The organism is Methanomicrobium sp., assembly GCF_055145805.1.
In genome coordinates this window covers 1-16,050 of the sequence record NZ_JBSREC010000033.1, presented here as the reverse complement: position 1 = coordinate 16,050, position 16,050 = coordinate 1, and the positions used below count along the sequence as shown (strand labels likewise).

Here is a 16,050-nt window from a genome sequence, read left to right as displayed (position 1 = left end):
GAGGACCGTATATTGTTGCGCCGTCATCTTCAGGTCTCAGGTGAAAAGACTCTCTTGAAAGCTCGGTTATGATCTCCAAATCCTCGACCAGATGATTGCTCTCATCCTGTGCAGTGAATTTTGCTCTCTTCCATGCTTCAGAGATATAATACATCTCCCTTAATGTTGAGGAGCGGTTTTCTCTTAACTGCTGCTTTAAAAAGCCGACAACATATGCCATCTTTAAAAGGTGAAGGGCGCTTTTGGATGAGTTTGCAATCCGCATTGTCTCCTTTTCACCGTATTTCCAGACTTCGGATTTATCATCGTACTCAATGTTGTGCTTAGTACGTGTGGGGAGTGAGATATAGGGTATTGCAGCACCCTGCATCTGCTGATACCATTTATCAGCAATACCAAGAAGTTTTTCATCAGCTATTCTGTCTTTTTCCTCTTTGCTCAAAATAAGTCCACCACCACTAACTGTTTTTCATCAACACCGCGGACACTCACCGAACCGTGAGATGAACCGGAATACTCTGTTTTCCATGCACTCTCCGCTTCAACCTCTATCTTCCAGAGTTTGTTGTATTCATCGCCGATTTTATCAACAAAATCAGCCTTTGGGACAGCATCGGATGCAGAGTCCTCTGACATATTGTAAATTGTAATCGCTGCCGGTTTTTTTGTGTAGTTGTTAACAGTAATCTCAACCTTTCCGTCGGAGACCCTTTTTTTAACAACAACCTTTCTCATAATCTGGGCTTCAAGAGGTGTCACATCAGGCGCTGGTTTTCCAACAATTTCGCCAACCTTTGCGGCGATATCGGGCAGGATGGAGCAGACAGCACGTGCCCTCTCTTCCTGCTGCTTGTTCTTATCGCGTCTTGAAAGATAGCTTTTAAGCTCTCTTCCAAGTTCCTGAAGAACAAGAACAATCTCTTTTTCAATCTCCGGGATCGCGGCAATCGCATCCTTACTCTCACTTGTAAACGGCACATTTGTGGAGGCGACATGAACCAGCACCATAACAGGACCTGTGGGGATTCCCTGCTGTGAGAGATTATAGGATTTCCAGTTTACTTCTGATACAGCGCTTGTAATCGCACATGCGCCCTGCTGGTACAGGAGAGGAACGCGGTTTGCAAACCTTAGAATCTGTGCGGCGCCTTCTGTTTCGAGTTTGCCGCCGTAACCGATAGCGGCCTCGACAATGAACGGATGACCGGAGAAAACTTGGCTCTTTCTGGTTCTTGATCTTACAAAGTCAAGTTCAAATTCCTTGTCCATACCCTTTATTATTTTATCCTCGCCTATGGGTGAGAGGCACTGCGATGCCGGCGGCGGAGGGACCTGGACCTTCTGCATCGCGTCAAGGAGTTTTTTTAACTCCTCTGAATTAAGACCGTCTGTTTTTCTCTGCGCCTTTAAACCTGAGAGTCCGATTATATCATCGGCGTTTTTATCTCCTACCCTTGAAAAGCCGTCAATTAAAAATTCTTTTAGTTTTAGGGGACTTGCACCGGCCATGCGTTTTAGTGTTCCAAACTCGATTCCGTGCGGGTGGGGGGCTATTGCCTTTGGCGGCACTATTGCCTCTTCAGAGGCTCTTTCAAAGTTAAATTTCTCACCGTCAATATCGGCCTGAATTCTTGCATGCGGATTTACAACTGCTGTGTATCTGAGATAGTCAAGGAGTCTTTTTTTTGCCGCAAGAGTACTCTTAAACTCTATCTCGACACGGGTGCCGTGCATCCTGTCCCATTCGATCTCCTCTTCCTTTAATATCTGCGGCTCGTTCTCTTCGGTCTTAATCATCAGTTCGAAGGCCTGTGCCTTTGATTTATGGCCTGTTCTTGAGATGACGTATGCAGGTATTCCTGTTGTAAGCTGCGCATACAATACAGCGGCACTGATGCCTATTCCCTGCTGTCCGCGGCTCTGTTTTATCTGGTGGAATCTTGACCCGTAGAGGAGTTTTCCGAATACGAAAGGGACCTGTTTCGGAACAATTCCGGGTCCGTTGTCCTCGACAGTTATCCTGTAGATATCCTTGTCTGTCCTTTTGATTCCGACGTAGATGTCAGGCAGCACCTGTGCCTCCTCGCAGGCATCAAGTGAGTTATCGACAGCTTCCTTTATTGTCGTAATAATGCCGCGTGTGGGAGAGTCAAAGCCCAGAAGATGCTTGTTCTTTTCAAAAAATTCGGCAACACTGATGCTTCTCTGTTTTGTTGCAAGCTCTTCTGCGAAATCCAAGCTCTAAATCACCTCTGATATGGCATTTTCTACTGTAAATTCGGCCTGTTCACCCGATTTCATATTTTTAAGCGTAACAGTTTTTGATTCCGCTTCCCGCTCTCCAATCACAACAGCGTAGTCTGCTGTCTTTGCGGCATGTTTCATCTGGGCTCCTATCCCTCTTTTCAGGAGGTTTAATTCTGTTATTATCCCTGCATCCCTGAAACGTTTTGCAACCGAGAATGCGTGAGCTGAGACGTCAGGTGTATATACAACAGAGACAGAAGGTGCAGTTTCAGGCTGGAATTCACCGAGGGATACCATAACCCTGTCAAATCCTATTCCAAAACCGCATGATGCGACATCATCGCCGCCGAAGAGGTGTGCAAGACGGTACGAGCCTCCGCCTATTATCTGGTTTTCCGCGCCGAGATTCTCTGCAAAGCCCTCAAAGACCATTCCGGTGTAGTAGTCAAGGCCTCTTACAATTCCAAGGTTTAATCTGTATTCTGTTCCCTGTCTGTCGAGAATTGAAATGAGCTCTTCTATTCTTTCTTTTTCAGGGATATCACCGCAGATTTTTATGGCATCTTCAATATTTCTGCATTCAAGAAGTGATTTTAAGGATTCATACAGCTCTTCTGCATTTATTGACACGAGATATTCTTTTAATGCATCAAAGTTGCGCTTGTCAAGAATTGCCATAACAGCCTTTCTGTCAGATTCAGTCAGGTCTGATAAGAGATGCTTCATCGGTGCAAGGTGGCCTACATGAAGTTCAAACTTTACTCCGGATGCCAGCAGGAGATCGTTTGCAAGAAGTATTATTTCAGCCTCTCCTGCGGGGGTGTCTGCTCCGATCTGTTCCGCGCCAAACTGCCAGAACTGTCTGTAGCGCCCCTTTTGCGGGCGTTCGTAGCGGTAGCAGTCGGAGAGATAGCACCAGCGTATTGGCTTTGAGATGACCTTTGCCTCGTTTACATACATCCTGAGAACAGCTGCTGTTCCTTCAGGTCTCAGGGCAAGTTTTCTGCCTCCTTTGTCCTCAAAGGTGTACATCTCGTTTATTATGCCCTCGCCTGAGCGTATTGTATAGAGTTCCTGGGTCTCGAATGTGGGTGTGCATATTTCACGATAACCCCAGTTTCGTGAAACACTGCGCATCTTTCCTTCAATATCCCTTCTCTGTTCCATCTCTTCGGGCAGAAAGTCTCTTGTTCCCCTTGGTTTCTTAAGCATCCTGTATCACCGGTAATTTATTGTTTATCTGATTTATTTATCTGACATTTGTCAAAGCAGACGTCTGGTTATAGAATTATATTTTTCCTAAAAGGCTAATCCGTAAAAGTTTCAGGGTTCCTGCTTTTTCTCCTGTCTTTTTGCATTACCCAGTAATCTGTCAGTTTTTGTAGAGTTTTTGGACCAGATCTGTGATCTTTCCTTCTCAACTCTTCCCTGAAGATATAAGGCAAGCAGAATGAAGCCGAATCCTATTAGTTCGTTATTCCTGAAGACAAATAAAAGTCCTGTCAGGGACAGGGCAGTATAGAATACTCCGTAATATGCGGCTTTTCTGTACCCTGGAAATCCTGTTCTGAAAAAGATCCTTGAATCCCGAAGCCAGAGATAGGTTACTGCGGCCGCACCGAACAGTCCTATATAAGTAAGATAGGTGAATGCCATGACAATAGTTATTATTCAACCCCTGACCATATGTTAGTTATCCGGTATGAGTAAAAACAAGACCTTAAAAGACGTCCTTCTCAGTTTCAAAAATGGTGAGATATCACCTGAGGAGGCCGAGGAGAGAATAGGAGGATTACGCCTTGAGATGGTTGGGGAGTGTGCAATAATTGACACAGGGCGAAATGTCAGGTGCGGTATTCCCGAGGTTGTTCTTGCTGAAAACAAGGATTTAAACCATCTTCTTTCTATTGTGGAAAAGATAACAGAGGCCTCCGGGAGGTGTATCGCATCAAGAGTGCTTCCCGGACAGGCAGAATCCTTAACTGAGTTTTGCAGGGATAAGGGTTATTCATATGATTATAATCCTGAAGGGAGAATGTTTGTTGTATCCGGAGTAAGTACTCCTGCCCCTGAAAAGACTGGTGGTATTGTCGGGATAATTACAGCCGGGACATCGGATATCAGGGTTGCAGAAGAGGCAAAGGTAATAGCAGAGGAGATGGGATGTGTTGTAAAGACTGCATATGATGCAGGTGCGGCAGGAATTCACAGGCTTTTTCCCGCAGTCCGGGATCTTTTAGATGCCCATGCATTTGTTGTATGCGCCGGACGTGAGGGCACACTTCCCACAATAATCGCAGGACTTGTTGACAGGCCTGTAATAGGAGTCCCCGTAAGCGTCGGCTACGGGTTTATGGGCGGAGGCGAGGCTGCGCTTGCAAGTATGCTTCAGTCGTGTGCTGTATTAACAGTCGTAAACATAGATGCAGGGTTTACTGCAGGTGCATATGCCGCCCTCATTGCAAATATGGCAGGTGTTAAGAATGAAGATTGAGAGAGGACTTTATATTGGCCGTTTTCAGCCCTATCACAACGGGCACCAGTCAGTTCTTGAGAGAATTGCAGAACAGGTTGACGAGATAATAATCGGGATAGGAAGTGCGCAGCTGAGTCATGATGTGAACAATCCCTTTACCGCAGGTGAGAGGGTCATGATGATTGCAAAATCCTTAGAGGAGCTTGACTGCCGTTTTTATGTAATCCCTATCGAGGATTTGCAGAGAAATGCACTCTGGGTTGCACATGTGACATCAATGGCACCGCCTTTCAGAAGGGTTTTTTCAAGTAATCCTCTTGTTATGCAGTTATTTTCAGAGCGGGGAGTAACGGTTGAGTCCCCTGAGATGTATGAGCGTCAAAGCCACAGCGGGACTGAAATCAGGAATAGAATGCTTTCAGGCGCCGACTGGCAGAAACTTGTGCCTGCTCCTGTTGCTGATGTGATTGAGGAGATAAAAGGGGTAGATCGCCTCTGCCGCATATCAGGTACTGATTAAAGGAGGTTTAAAATGGCAGGATTTTTCAAAAAATTATTTTCAAAAGAGGATGATAAACCGTTTGTTACGGATTATAATGATATTTCAGGCTACCTGGACGAGAGTGAAAAGGAGATTGCGGAAATTTTATTAAAATCCTCAAAAAGGTCAGAAGACGTGGTCTCAGGTGCCATTGATGAATTAAGGGTAAAGGCTGACAGACTGATGTCAGTTAAAATAAAAGAGGATGCAGAGCTGCCGCCACGGGTTAAGGTCGTTGTTGAAAAGTCAGTGCCTAATTTTTCTTCTTCTCTGAAAAAAGCGCTTCCTGATACTCTGCCCGAAGACCCCGAAGAGTATTACAGCACAATTGCTCTTCTTGTTCAGTCTATTGGCAAGTGCATGTCAGGCCAGGGTAAATATATCCATGCTGCTTTTCCTGAGGAGATAAAGGATATTAAGTCTTCAGTTGCCGTAATCGGGCGTGAAATAAACACAATGACTGAGGAGATCAAGCCTGCTGTTGAGAGAAGGGATAAGGTATCCTTAGTCAGGCAGGCATATGAAAAGACTGATTCCTTATTCTCAGAGTATAATTCCTCTTCTGAAGAGATAAAAAAACTAAAATCCTCAATATCCTCAAATGAAACAGAACTCCGCGGCAATGAAGAGATTATTGCAAAATGCAGGAAAACGCCTGAATTTTTAGAGTATGAGGGATATCTTAAGAGAATCTCATCTCTTGATGAAGAGATGCGCGAGATAAAAGACAGTTATCACCTTTCAGTTGTTACAGTCTCAAATGTCTTCAGAAAAATAATCTATGCGGCTGAAAAAGAAGGAAATGCTGACTTTTCAAAGGCTCTTTTCTCATTTGATGATCTGCTGCTCTCAAAGGGTAAAAAGGATGCAGTGGCAATATCTGAGTCATATTCTGCGCTTTATCCTGAAATAAAAAGATATCTCTGTGATAATCCGGCATTTTTAAAGAACAAATCAGAAGGGCGTATTTTATCAGATTCTGATGCACTGACATCCCGTATATCCGGGCTGTGTGCCAAATACAATAGTGTTAAAGACGAAATTGGGGATTTAAAGACACTTGTGTCAGCAAACAGGGAGGCAGAAACACTTGCCGGAGTTGAGGGCAGAACAGAAGAGATGAAAACCGAGTGTGACCATATGAAGTCCAGAATCTCGATCCTGGAAGAGAGGCAGAAGGAAATTTCAGGGGAGATTCCCAAAAGCTGTGAAAAGCTGATATCAGTTATGTCAGATCTCAGGGGAAGAGATACAATAATTGAAAATATGCCTGTTTTAGAATAAAAAATTAAAAAAAATTATTTTTTATGAAACATTCGTTTCATGACGTTTTTTATTTCAGAGTGAATCAAGGCTTATTGAACTGAAACTGTCTGCCATATCAGCAATTTCTGTAACTCCGAATGCAGTCTGGACGTGGTTCATGTCCATCTCTGTTGCACATGTGCAGACATAATCAATAATGTCTATGGAAAGTTCCCTCTTCTGCTTGCTTTTTTTCATCTGCTCCACAAGAAATGAAAGTTTTTCCGGTGATTCCATGCGAAGTTTTGCAAGACTTATTATACACATGTATATCCGGGTAAGATTCCTGTCGGTACCGGTTATTGTCTCAAAGAAATTTTTGATAACCTGCGCCTGATAGATCTCTGCACCCATGGTAACAAACTAATCTGTTTTTCATTATAAAAATGTTTTGTGTGGATATTTTCATCCACAGCAATGCGGACTTTATTTTTTTGTTGAGACAATTTTTATGACGTCACCGGATTTAAGCTCATGGCTCTCTTTAATTCTCATCTTTGTCTTAGAATCTACAGCATATAAGAATCCGTCGCCGATATCGGAGTGAACCTGGTATGCGAGATCGTGAGGTGTTGAACCGCGCTTCATTAAAAATGCATCAGGTAGAATTCTGTCTTTTCCGTCGCAGAATTTGTTTTCGTCCTCAACAGGGAATACGACAATCATATCAAGCAGGTCAAAGACAACTCCGTTTATCGTCTGCTGAACTCCTGTGCCGCCGAATGTTTTCATAACATTTCTGATTGCTTCAAGGCCTGCGTTCTGTGCCTGGTTCAGTTTTTCCGGCTCGTTTATTGTAAAGTCCGGATCTCCCGGAATGTAGGATATAAGGCCTGCCTCTTCTGCTTTTCTAAGTGCAAGTTCTCCTGCTGCGCTTGAAAATGAGATGTCCTGTGTTTTTAAATCTTCAAGAAGTTCTGCGGGTGCACAGTCTGCCTTGTTTGCAACGACCCTAAAAGGCTTTGAAAGTTCAACAAGAGCGCCGCAGAATTCTATTAATTCTTCATCAGTGCATGTCCTGAGATTGATGTCTGTCTTTCTTATAGCATCTGCCACATGTTCTGCTGTAACTGAAAGTCCGGCAAGCTGATCAGCAACAGTATCTTCTACCGAGTAGTTCTTCTGCTGTGCCGAGCGCTGGATTTTCTGCCAGTTTTTCGCTAAAAGACCGTAAACCCACATCTTCATTTCTGATTCGACAAACCCTATGTCGTTTGCAGGATTGTGTGAGCCCATATCAACCGGATTTCCTTCCTCGTCAGTTGAGCCGCTTCCGTCGATTATGTGAATTATTGCGTCTGCTTCCCTTAAGTTGTCTAAGAATTTGTTTCCAAGGCCGCGTCCCTTGTGAGCATCAGGAACAAGTCCTGCAACATCAATAAGACCAATCTGAACAAATCTGACACCGTCATTGCATGCGGGGCAGTTCTTGATACCAAGCTCTTTGCATGCGCAGTTTATGCGCACATATGCAACGCCGCTGTTGGCATCTATTGTTGTGAAGGGATAGTTTGCTATCTCGGCAGGCGCCATTGTTGCGGCTGCAAAAAACGTTGATTTGCCGCAGTTTGGCTTTCCGGCTATTGCTAAATTTATCATGGCGGTATACCTCTGTATATCTTAATTATCCTTATCAGGATGTTAATAGATATCTGATTGATAAATAGTTTCTTTGGGAAAAAGTATTTGTGCATTTCTGGCGGGAACAGATCCCTCCGGCTTATGAAATATAAGTTTATTTTTAAAAGTTTAAGAAAAATAAATCAAAGCTTAGGATAAATACAATCTGTATGAGTTATGAGGCAAAGACCACTTACTATTTCGACAGCCCCGGCTCTCAGAACACCTCTGATGCAGCGAAATTTGCGGCAGAGAGGGCAAAGGCTCTGGGTATAAAAAAGGTGGTTGTTGCAAGCACTAAAGGAAATTCCGCCCTTGAATTTCAAAAGGCACTTTCAGGTCTTGATGTTGAACTGATTGTTGTGACTCACGTGGTCGGCTTTTCAAAACCGGGAGTATGGGAGTTTCCCGAAGTTCTCGCTGATAAGCTCGAATCAGAAGGAGTCAGGGTAATCAAAGGCACGCATACATTGTCCGGACTTGAAAGGGCAATAACCGGAAATCCAAAACTCGGCGGCTCTTCAGGAACTGCGGTCGTTGCAGAGACACTCAGAAGAACAGTTGCAATCGGGCTTAAGGTCGCAGTTGAATGCTCTCTAATCGCCGCAGACCAGGGAATTGTATCCCCGGATGAGGAGATAATAGCCGCCGGCGGGACAATTCAGGGTTGTGATACTGTCTGTGTCTTAAAACCGTCGCACACAGCATCATATTTTGATCTTCAGGTACGCGAGATTGTGGCAATGCCAAGGAACCGTTAAAGATGGGATATCAGTCACTTCATAAAGGTATATTGCTTCTCAGGCATCCTGTTTTATGGTTATTCGGACTTTTTGCAGGGCTTTTTATGTCCGGCGGAGTATATCTTGCATTTTCAGGTCTTGAGGGTGCATTTTATGCGGAGAGGCTCTTTGTATTCTCACTTATTATCTGTCCTTTTTTCATTGCGGCAACCTACGGGACAATAAAAACAGATGACTTCTCTGCAAAAAATTACTTAAAAGAAGGAATTTCCGGTTATTTCAGGATTCTTCTTCCCACAGTTCTTATAATGGCAGCCGCAATTTTGCTTCTGTTTTTGATAACAATGCCGACTGCAATGGCGGGTTTTGCAGATCCTCTGCTTTTCGGAGGTGCATTTCTGCTCCTGTTCCTTCCGTTCCTTCTCTTTGTCTTCTTCTATGACACGGCAGCAGTATTTGAGGACAAAAAGGTGTTTGAGTGCATTAAACGAAGTTTTGAGGTATCTTTCATAAGACCCTTACAGATCCTCAATTTTTTCTTTTTATTCCTGCTGCTTTTTCTGGTCTTTTTCACAGGATTTTCAATAGTCTGGTCAGGAGTGCTTGCCGAACAGTTTGAGCCGCTTGTGGATATGTCCGATGAGGAGCTCAACAGCTTTGCACAGAATCCGGAAGCGGTGATGGCAATGCTTACTGATTACGGGATATTTGTAACAGCTGTAATGACATTCTTCGGGACACTTGTTTTTGCAACTGTAATTCTGGCCTACAAAGCGGTTTTTTACAGGGATTATCTCCTGGATGCAGCCCCTGTGCCGCTGGTTCCTGAAATTGAGGGAGAGTATGATGAGAAGGGAAGATGGTATAAATACTCCTGAAAAAAGTCCGGGTTTAAAAGATATTAATAAAAAATAATTTGCCTTTTTTTGGTGTTATGTGGTTTCACTTTTTTTAGAATATATAAAATAACATTGCAAAGATTCCGCCGGATAAGGTGCAGATAAAATTAGTTCCTGTATTTTTTATGAGTCCGTTTCTTTCAAGTGTTGCCCCCACAAGACTGTCTACGTTTGTTCCGACAAATCCTGCGGCAGTCCCGATAAGTACCATGTCATATGGAATCACATTTAGTGCATATGCTATCATACACAGGGTTAAGGCCGCCACTGTTGCGGCAAACTCTCCAAATAATGTAATTCCTCCGTCTGTTCCTTTTGGAACTTTTTTTAGTGTTGTTATAAGATAGGGTGTTTTTCCAAGCATTCCAAGTTCGCTTGCAGTTGTATCTGCCATTGCGGCAGTAATGCTTCCGAGGAAAAGGGCAATGAATGCAGGGTGCTGATATATTCCAAACAATATGGCGGCACAAAGGGATATCAGGCCGTTTGCAAAGACATTCATAAAGCCCCGGGCACCGCCCCTGCCTTCTGCAAGCCCTTCTGCCTTCTTCTTTTCATATTTGAATTTTGTAAATACAGTGCCCATTGCAAAGAAGGCAAGCATTACAAAAAACCATGCTATATCTGCAAAGACTATTATTAAAATGCCCATTAAGGCAGCGCTGAAGAGCCCGGACATGTCAGCCGCCTTCATTTTGTATGATATGATTCCGAATGCAAACGAGATTATTATTGCAATTACTATCAGGTTTGTGTCTGCGTAATAGCTGATGTCTTCGAAGAGATACATTGTCATTGCAGCACCGATGCACTCAATCATAACGGCATCCTCCCTTTTTTTCAGGACTGATTTTAACATTACTGCAACGATTATTCCTGTTAAAGGTATCAGGATATTTGGGTAACTGAGATAGAGCATCAGAAGAATGGATGATACTGATGCCACAGCAATATATACAGGATATTTGTATCTCTCATTTTTTACTATTCTAAATGATGCCTCTCCCATGATGACAATAGTGATTGTTCCCAAAAATACCATCAGAGATATCATCTGGGCGCCGTATAAGACTGAAACGAGACTGATCCCTATCGCAGGGTAACGGGCGTCTCTGATGAGATAAAAAAGAGCGCTTACTAGAACTGTAATCACTGCAAGAAGCCACGGGGGTTTTACAAAAGGTGCAATTAGCACTGCTGCTATTGAAAGAAAAATTGCAATCCACATATCCCTGCGGCTGATCATATTAACTAGAATTTATTTTTGATTCTTCTTAATTATAATCTAAACGTTTCTCTCTTCCTGGGTGTCAGGTTCGTTCCAAAAAGGCCCTCTAAACTACATCTTTAAAGCATAACTGATCTTTTGGAAGCGTCTTTTTCAATCAATTATATGTCTTAACAGAGACAAAATTTAAGGGAATATGTCTCAGCCAAAGGAAGTCCCCAAAAATTATGATCCTATAGAGGTTGAAGAGCGGTGGATGAATACGTGGAAGAAGGAGTCTTATTATTTTGACAAAAATTCGACAAAACCACAGTTTATAATCGATACACCCCCGCCTTACCCTACCGGAAATTTCCATATCGGAAATGCATTTAACTGGTGTTATATCGATTTCATCGCACGCTACAAGAGAATGTGCGGCTATAACGTTATGTTTCCGCAGGGCTGGGACTGCCACGGTCTCCCGACTGAGGTAAAGGTGGAAGAGACTCACGGAATTACCAAAAACGATGTCCCGAGGGAAGAATTCCGCAGGATGTGCAGAGAGCTTACTCATGAGAACATTGAGAAGATGAGAAAGACGATGTGGCGCTGCGGGTTCTCAAATGACTGGTCAAATGAGTACATCACAATGATGCCTGAGTACTACAAAAAGACCCAGCTGTCGTTTTTGAGAATGCATGCGAATGGTGACATCTACCAGAGTGAACACCCTGTAAACTTCTGCACACGCTGCGAAACCGCGATTGCGTTTGCCGAAGTGTCTTATGAGGACAGGACAACAAAATTAAACTTCTTTAATTTTGACGGTGTTGAGATTGCAACTTCCCGCCCGGAACTTCTTGCGGCATGTGTTGCGGTTGCAGTTCATCCGGATGATGAGAGATATAACGAAATCCGCGGGAACACCTTAAAAGTGCCATTGTTCGGGCATGATGTGAAGGTAATCTCTGATGAGGCAGTCGATCCTGAGTTTGGCAGCGGCGCTGTTATGATCTGTACTTTCGGTGACAAACAGGATGTTCACTGGTGGCTGCAGCATAAGCTTGATTTAAGAAAGGCAATCGATCTTTCAGGCAGGATGACGGCGGTTGCAGGGAAATATGCCGGCATGACATCAACGGAGTGCAGGGATGCTATTCTTTCCGATATGGAAGCTGCGGGAATTTTAATCCGTCAGGACCCACTCGATCAGCGTGTGGGAACCTGCTGGAGATGCAAGACACCTATTGAGATTTTATCCGAGCGCCAGTGGTTTGTCAAGGTTCACAATGAGCAGATTTTAGATGCCGCAAACCAGATCAGCTGGACTCCGGAGCATATGAAATCCCGTCTTGAGAACTGGGCATCACAGATGGAATGGGACTGGTGCATATCAAGGCAGAGGATTTTTGCAACTCCGATTCCGGTATGGTTCTGTGAGAAGTGCGGCGAGGTTGTTCTGCCGGCAGAAGAGGACCTGCCGATTGATCCGACATCAGACAAACCGAGAAACCCGTGCCCGAAATGCGGTTCTACTGAGTTTAAAGGCGAGACTGATGTTCTTGACACATGGATGGACTCTTCAATTTCGGTTTTAAACATCACAGGATGGGACGGTTCTAAAACTCCTGATCTTTTCCCGGCACAGATACGCCCGCAGGGCCATGATATCATCAGGACATGGGCATTTTACACTATTCTTCGTGCAGGTGCATTAACAGGCCAGAAGCCGTGGGAAGAAATTCTGGTCAATGGAATGGTTCTTGGTGATGACGGTTTTAAGATGTCAAAGAGCCGCGGGAATATTATTGCACCTGAGGAGGTTATTGCAAAGCACGGTGCGGATTCATTCCGCCAGTGGAGTGCGGGCGGTGCCGCAACAGGACAGGATATTGTCTTTACCTGGAATGATGTGATTGCAGCGGCACGTTTCCAGACGAAGATGTGGAATATCTGCCGTTTTGTAACAATGCAGCTTGAAAAAGATGTCTCCATTGATTCAGAGCCGTCAGTTCTTTCAGACCGCTGGCTGATGAACAGGCTTTCAAAGACTGAAAAAGAGGTTACAGCCGCAATGGATGCATACAACTTTGACGATGCTATCCGCTTAATACGCGAGTATGCAAGAGAGGTCTTTGCAGACAACTACATCGAGCTTGTTAAGGGACGCCTTTATGGTGACGGAACAGGCCGTGGAAGTGCTCTTTTTGCGCTCAGGACATCAATTGATGCACTCTGCCGTATGCTTGCACCGATTACGCCTTTCTTTGCAGAGGAGTGCTATAATATTCTTGCGGACAGCAGCGTTCATGAGCAGTCGTGGGTGGACTTTGAGTATTCTGACTCCGATGCGGAAGTTCAGGGAGACCTTCTGGTAAATGTAGTATCAGAAATCCGCCGCTACAAACATGATGAGGGTATGGCATTAAACGCACCTTTAGGTCATGTGGTTGTCTATACTCCGTATGAGATTGAGGACGGCGGTGATGCGTCATCGACTCTCAATGCAGATTTAGAGTGGAAGTGCGAGAAGCCCAGGCTTATTAAATCTGTATCAGATGTCAGATTTAATTTTGGAGTTGTCGGCCCGAAATTCAGGAAGCAGGCCAATTCTTATATGAATGCAATAAGGGCTCTTTCGGAAGAGGAAAAGATTACTCCGCCAAAGACTGTTTTAATGGATGGTGTTGAAACAGAAGTTCTCGCGAATTCCTTTGAGCCTGTCTATTCATACAGTGTTGCGGGTGAGACGGTTGATGTCCTGACGCTTTCGGATGACGTTATTGTAACAGTTCAGAAGAAAGAGAAATAATTTTTTTATACTTTTTTGAAATTGTTTTGTATTCTTTTTTAAAATCCCGAAATGACAGATTCGCTTAAGCTGATTATCCTGTGATAAACCGGTATATACAACCGCTGACAGGACTGTTATTTCGATTCCTGTTTTTTTAACTTCATCTAACTTTAATTTCATCTAAAATTTATCCCTGCCGGGTATCGGACTATTCAGATAATGGTTATGGTTTTTTGGGAGATCCGGCACGATCGCGAAAGTTGAGCCCCTCTTTTCCGATTGCAATAAAAGAATTGTGTTCTTTGACGGATGTTTTAAAAAATGACCAAAATATTCATTTGTGCAAAAGTCATTTATGACATAATTCAGGTTTTAAAGATTAAATCCTGAACACCATAATAAATTTTATATTGAAAATAATAATCTGGTGTGTCTTTATTATGAATGGTTAACATGGAAACTGATTGAGCAGAAATTAAAAAGAGGCAATAACCCTTGTGGACTAAATTTGGATTCAAAAGAAAAACACAGGACAAAAATCTGCATTCATGCCAGATTAATGCCGACCCTCTCCGGGATGAACTCTATAGCGGGGAAGAGCTTGCCCTGCATGCAAAAGAGATCGCCTGCTCGTACAGGACAGATACCCGGAAAGGACATGACCTCCTCCTTCCCCGTCTTGCTGATAATGAGAGGGTTCTTTTAAAAATCTACGACCAGCTTAATGCAGCTGTTGAGGAGAATTGCCGGATTGCCCCGGCAGGGGAATGGCTCTTAGATAATTTCTACCTTATTGAAGAACAGATCCGGACAGCCCGCCGCCATCTTTCGGAAGAGTTCAGCAAAGAGCTTCCTCATCTGGCTGTCGGGCCGCTTAAAGGATTCCCCCAGGTATACCAGATCGCCCGGGAATTAATTGCTCACAGCGATGGGAGGATTGATACAAAGATCCTCTCCGATTTTATCTTTTCTTACCAGAGTGTCACCCCTCTGCTGCTTGGGGAACTCTGGGCTCTCCCCATCATGTTGCGGCTCTCCTTAATCGAGAACCTGCGCAGGATTGCTGATAGTATCTCGGGTAATATGCGTGACAGGGACACTGCCGGCTACTGGGTAGCCCGGATGACCGAGGTTACCCTTGAGGATCGCAAGAGCCTGTTCCTGGTTATTGCGGATATGGCACGCTCAGATCCTCCTATGACAAGTGCCTTTGTCGCGGAAATGGCCCGGCAACTGCAGGAACGCTCCGAGGCATGCACGTTATCTCTTGCCTGGATTGAGCAGAAACTTGCCGAGGAAAACCTGACCATTGAGCAGATGATCACTGCAGAGACGCAGGGTCTCGCAGTGGATCAGGTGTCGTTTGGGAACAGCATCCAAAGCCTCCGGCTCCTTGATACGATGGACTGGCGCGAGTTTGTTGAGCACCTGAGCCTCGTTGAACACATCCTCCGGAGTGATCCTGAAGATGTTTATGCAGCAATGGACTTTGAAACCAGGGACCGGTACCGGCACAGAGTTGAAGAACTGGCAAAAAAGGGAGGCTTCTCCGAAGAAGATGTAGCAAAAAAAGCTGTTGACCTTGCCCGGGAGAACCGGGAAAAAAAAGACGGGAAGACTCAAAAATCCCATGTAGGATATTATCTGATTGATAAAGGACGCGACACCCTTGAAGAAGCACTCTCTTTTCATCCGTCTCTTGTGGATCAGATCAAAAGATTAGGATATACCCATTGCTGTTTTCCATATTTCTTAGGTATCCTGTTCTTAATGCTCATCGTGGCTTTTTTCGGGTATACCCATATGAGTACGTACAGCTGGTTTGTTGTTATCCCCCTCGTAGTTCTTCTCCTGTTTCCGGTCACCCAGGGGGCTCTTGCAATAATTAACTGGCTTTTTACCCTCTTAATCACCCCTGATCTGCTCCCAAAGATGGACTATTCCGACGGGGTGCCAGTGGATCGAAGAACCATTGTTGTAATCCCTACAGTGCTCTCGCGGGTGGAGGATGTCCCAAAACTTCTTGAGTCTCTTGAGATCCGGTACCTGGCAAACCGGGATGAAAACCTGTATTTTGCCCTGCTGACTGATCTTCGGAATGCACCTTCCAGGGAGATGCCGGGAGATGCGGAGATAGTCGATCTCCTTGCAGCCGGCATCGATGACCTGAACAGGAGATACCGGACAGGCAAGCCGGACAGTTTCTTCCTCATGC

12 protein-coding genes and 2 pseudogenes are annotated in these 16,050 nt (G+C 44.3%); 7 read left to right on the top strand and 7 right to left on the bottom strand.

The genetic code is table 11. The features are described from left to right. From ACTB1O_RS02435 to ACTB1O_RS02420, 4 genes and pseudogenes are all read right to left on the bottom strand, one after another. Nucleotides 1–442, bottom strand: a pseudogene (locus ACTB1O_RS02435) (DNA topoisomerase IV subunit A); the annotation flags it as partial. After that, nucleotides 439–2,238, bottom strand: a complete 1,800-nt coding sequence (locus tag ACTB1O_RS02430) for a DNA topoisomerase VI subunit B (protein ID WP_462993545.1) — start codon at nucleotides 2,236–2,238, stop codon at nucleotides 439–441. The gene ACTB1O_RS02430 and the pseudogene ACTB1O_RS02435, both read right to left, overlap by 4 nt. A gap of 3 nt (nucleotides 2,239–2,241) precedes the next feature. After that, a complete protein-coding gene (hisS, locus tag ACTB1O_RS02425) occupies nucleotides 2,242–3,459 on the bottom strand; it encodes a histidine--tRNA ligase (RefSeq protein ID WP_462993544.1) in 1,218 nt (405 codons plus the stop codon). 111 nt (nucleotides 3,460–3,570) lie between these two features. After that, nucleotides 3,571–3,903, bottom strand: a complete 333-nt coding sequence (locus ACTB1O_RS02420; RefSeq protein WP_462993543.1) for an ABC transporter permease — start codon at nucleotides 3,901–3,903, stop codon at nucleotides 3,571–3,573. 46 nt (nucleotides 3,904–3,949) lie between these two features. On the opposite strand from ACTB1O_RS02420, the gene larB reads away from it, so the two are divergent. Genes larB through ACTB1O_RS02405 form a run of 3 tightly spaced genes read left to right on the top strand, consistent with a single transcriptional unit; the run spans nucleotide 3,950 to nucleotide 6,548 of the window. Next, a complete protein-coding gene (larB, locus tag ACTB1O_RS02415; RefSeq protein WP_462993542.1) occupies nucleotides 3,950–4,741 on the top strand; it encodes a nickel pincer cofactor biosynthesis protein LarB in 792 nt (263 codons plus the stop codon). Continuing rightward, nucleotides 4,737–5,243: a nicotinamide-nucleotide adenylyltransferase gene (locus tag ACTB1O_RS02410; protein ID WP_462993546.1), complete on the top strand. Its 507-nt coding sequence runs from the start codon at nucleotides 4,737–4,739 to the stop codon at nucleotides 5,241–5,243. Before larB ends, ACTB1O_RS02410 begins: the two co-directional genes overlap by 5 nt. 12 nt (nucleotides 5,244–5,255) lie before the next feature. Beyond that, nucleotides 5,256–6,548, top strand: a complete 1,293-nt coding sequence (locus ACTB1O_RS02405; protein ID WP_462993541.1) for a hypothetical protein — start codon at nucleotides 5,256–5,258, stop codon at nucleotides 6,546–6,548. Between the two features lie 54 nt (nucleotides 6,549–6,602). Here the strand turns inward: ACTB1O_RS02405 and ACTB1O_RS02400 are convergent, their stop codons facing one another. Then, nucleotides 6,603–6,923, bottom strand: coding sequence for a hypothetical protein (locus ACTB1O_RS02400; protein ID WP_462993540.1), 321 nt, complete (start codon nucleotides 6,921–6,923; stop codon nucleotides 6,603–6,605). 72 nt (nucleotides 6,924–6,995) lie between these two features. Beyond that, nucleotides 6,996–8,168 carry a redox-regulated ATPase YchF gene (locus ACTB1O_RS02395; protein ID WP_462993539.1) on the bottom strand — a complete coding sequence of 391 codons (1,173 nt, stop codon included), beginning with the start codon at nucleotides 8,166–8,168 and terminating at the stop codon, nucleotides 6,996–6,998. Between the two features lie 191 nt (nucleotides 8,169–8,359). Here ACTB1O_RS02395 and ACTB1O_RS02390 point away from each other — a divergent pair, with 191 nt between their 5' ends. Both ACTB1O_RS02390 and ACTB1O_RS02385 read left to right on the top strand, forming a co-directional pair. Further along, nucleotides 8,360–8,950 (top strand): pyruvate kinase alpha/beta domain-containing protein, encoded by a 591-nt coding sequence (locus tag ACTB1O_RS02390; RefSeq protein ID WP_462993538.1) that lies wholly within the window; start codon nucleotides 8,360–8,362, stop codon nucleotides 8,948–8,950. Nucleotides 8,951–8,952: 2 nt separating this feature from the next. Further along, the gene (locus tag ACTB1O_RS02385) at nucleotides 8,953–9,810 is read left to right on the top strand and encodes a DUF7847 domain-containing protein (RefSeq protein ID WP_462993537.1); all 858 of its coding nucleotides are present in this window, start codon (nucleotides 8,953–8,955) and stop codon (nucleotides 9,808–9,810) included. 73 nt (nucleotides 9,811–9,883) lie between these two features. Here the strand turns inward: ACTB1O_RS02385 and ACTB1O_RS02380 are convergent, their stop codons facing one another. After that, a complete protein-coding gene (locus tag ACTB1O_RS02380) occupies nucleotides 9,884–11,059 on the bottom strand; it encodes a TIGR00297 family protein (RefSeq protein WP_462993536.1) in 1,176 nt (391 codons plus the stop codon). Between the two features lie 196 nt (nucleotides 11,060–11,255). Between ACTB1O_RS02380 and ACTB1O_RS02375 the strand changes: the two genes are divergently transcribed. Then, nucleotides 11,256–13,853 (top strand): valine--tRNA ligase, encoded by a 2,598-nt coding sequence (locus tag ACTB1O_RS02375; RefSeq protein WP_462993535.1) that lies wholly within the window; start codon nucleotides 11,256–11,258, stop codon nucleotides 13,851–13,853. 477 nt (nucleotides 13,854–14,330) lie between these two features. Beyond that, nucleotides 14,331–16,050, top strand: a pseudogene (locus tag ACTB1O_RS02370) (cyclic beta 1-2 glucan synthetase); the annotation flags it as partial.

Excerpts from the sequence above, each read along its gene's own strand:
- ACTB1O_RS02405 (WP_462993541.1), top strand. The coding sequence starts at position 5,256 with ATGGCAGGATTTTTCAAAAAATTATTTTCAAAAGAGGATGATAAACCG.
- ACTB1O_RS02420 (WP_462993543.1), bottom strand. The coding sequence starts at position 3,903 with ATGGCATTCACCTATCTTACTTATATAGGACTGTTCGGTGCGGCCGCA.
- larB (WP_462993542.1), top strand. The coding sequence starts at position 3,950 with ATGAGTAAAAACAAGACCTTAAAAGACGTCCTTCTCAGTTTCAAAAAT.
- ACTB1O_RS02385 (WP_462993537.1), top strand. The coding sequence starts at position 8,953 with ATGGGATATCAGTCACTTCATAAAGGTATATTGCTTCTCAGGCATCCT.
- ACTB1O_RS02375 (WP_462993535.1), top strand. The coding sequence starts at position 11,256 with ATGTCTCAGCCAAAGGAAGTCCCCAAAAATTATGATCCTATAGAGGTT.
- ACTB1O_RS02390 (WP_462993538.1), top strand. The coding sequence starts at position 8,360 with ATGAGTTATGAGGCAAAGACCACTTACTATTTCGACAGCCCCGGCTCT.
- ACTB1O_RS02380 (WP_462993536.1), bottom strand. The coding sequence starts at position 11,059 with ATGTGGATTGCAATTTTTCTTTCAATAGCAGCAGTGCTAATTGCACCT.
- ACTB1O_RS02395 (WP_462993539.1), bottom strand. The coding sequence starts at position 8,168 with ATGATAAATTTAGCAATAGCCGGAAAGCCAAACTGCGGCAAATCAACG.
- ACTB1O_RS02400 (WP_462993540.1), bottom strand. The coding sequence starts at position 6,923 with ATGGGTGCAGAGATCTATCAGGCGCAGGTTATCAAAAATTTCTTTGAG.
- hisS (WP_462993544.1), bottom strand. The coding sequence starts at position 3,459 with ATGCTTAAGAAACCAAGGGGAACAAGAGACTTTCTGCCCGAAGAGATG.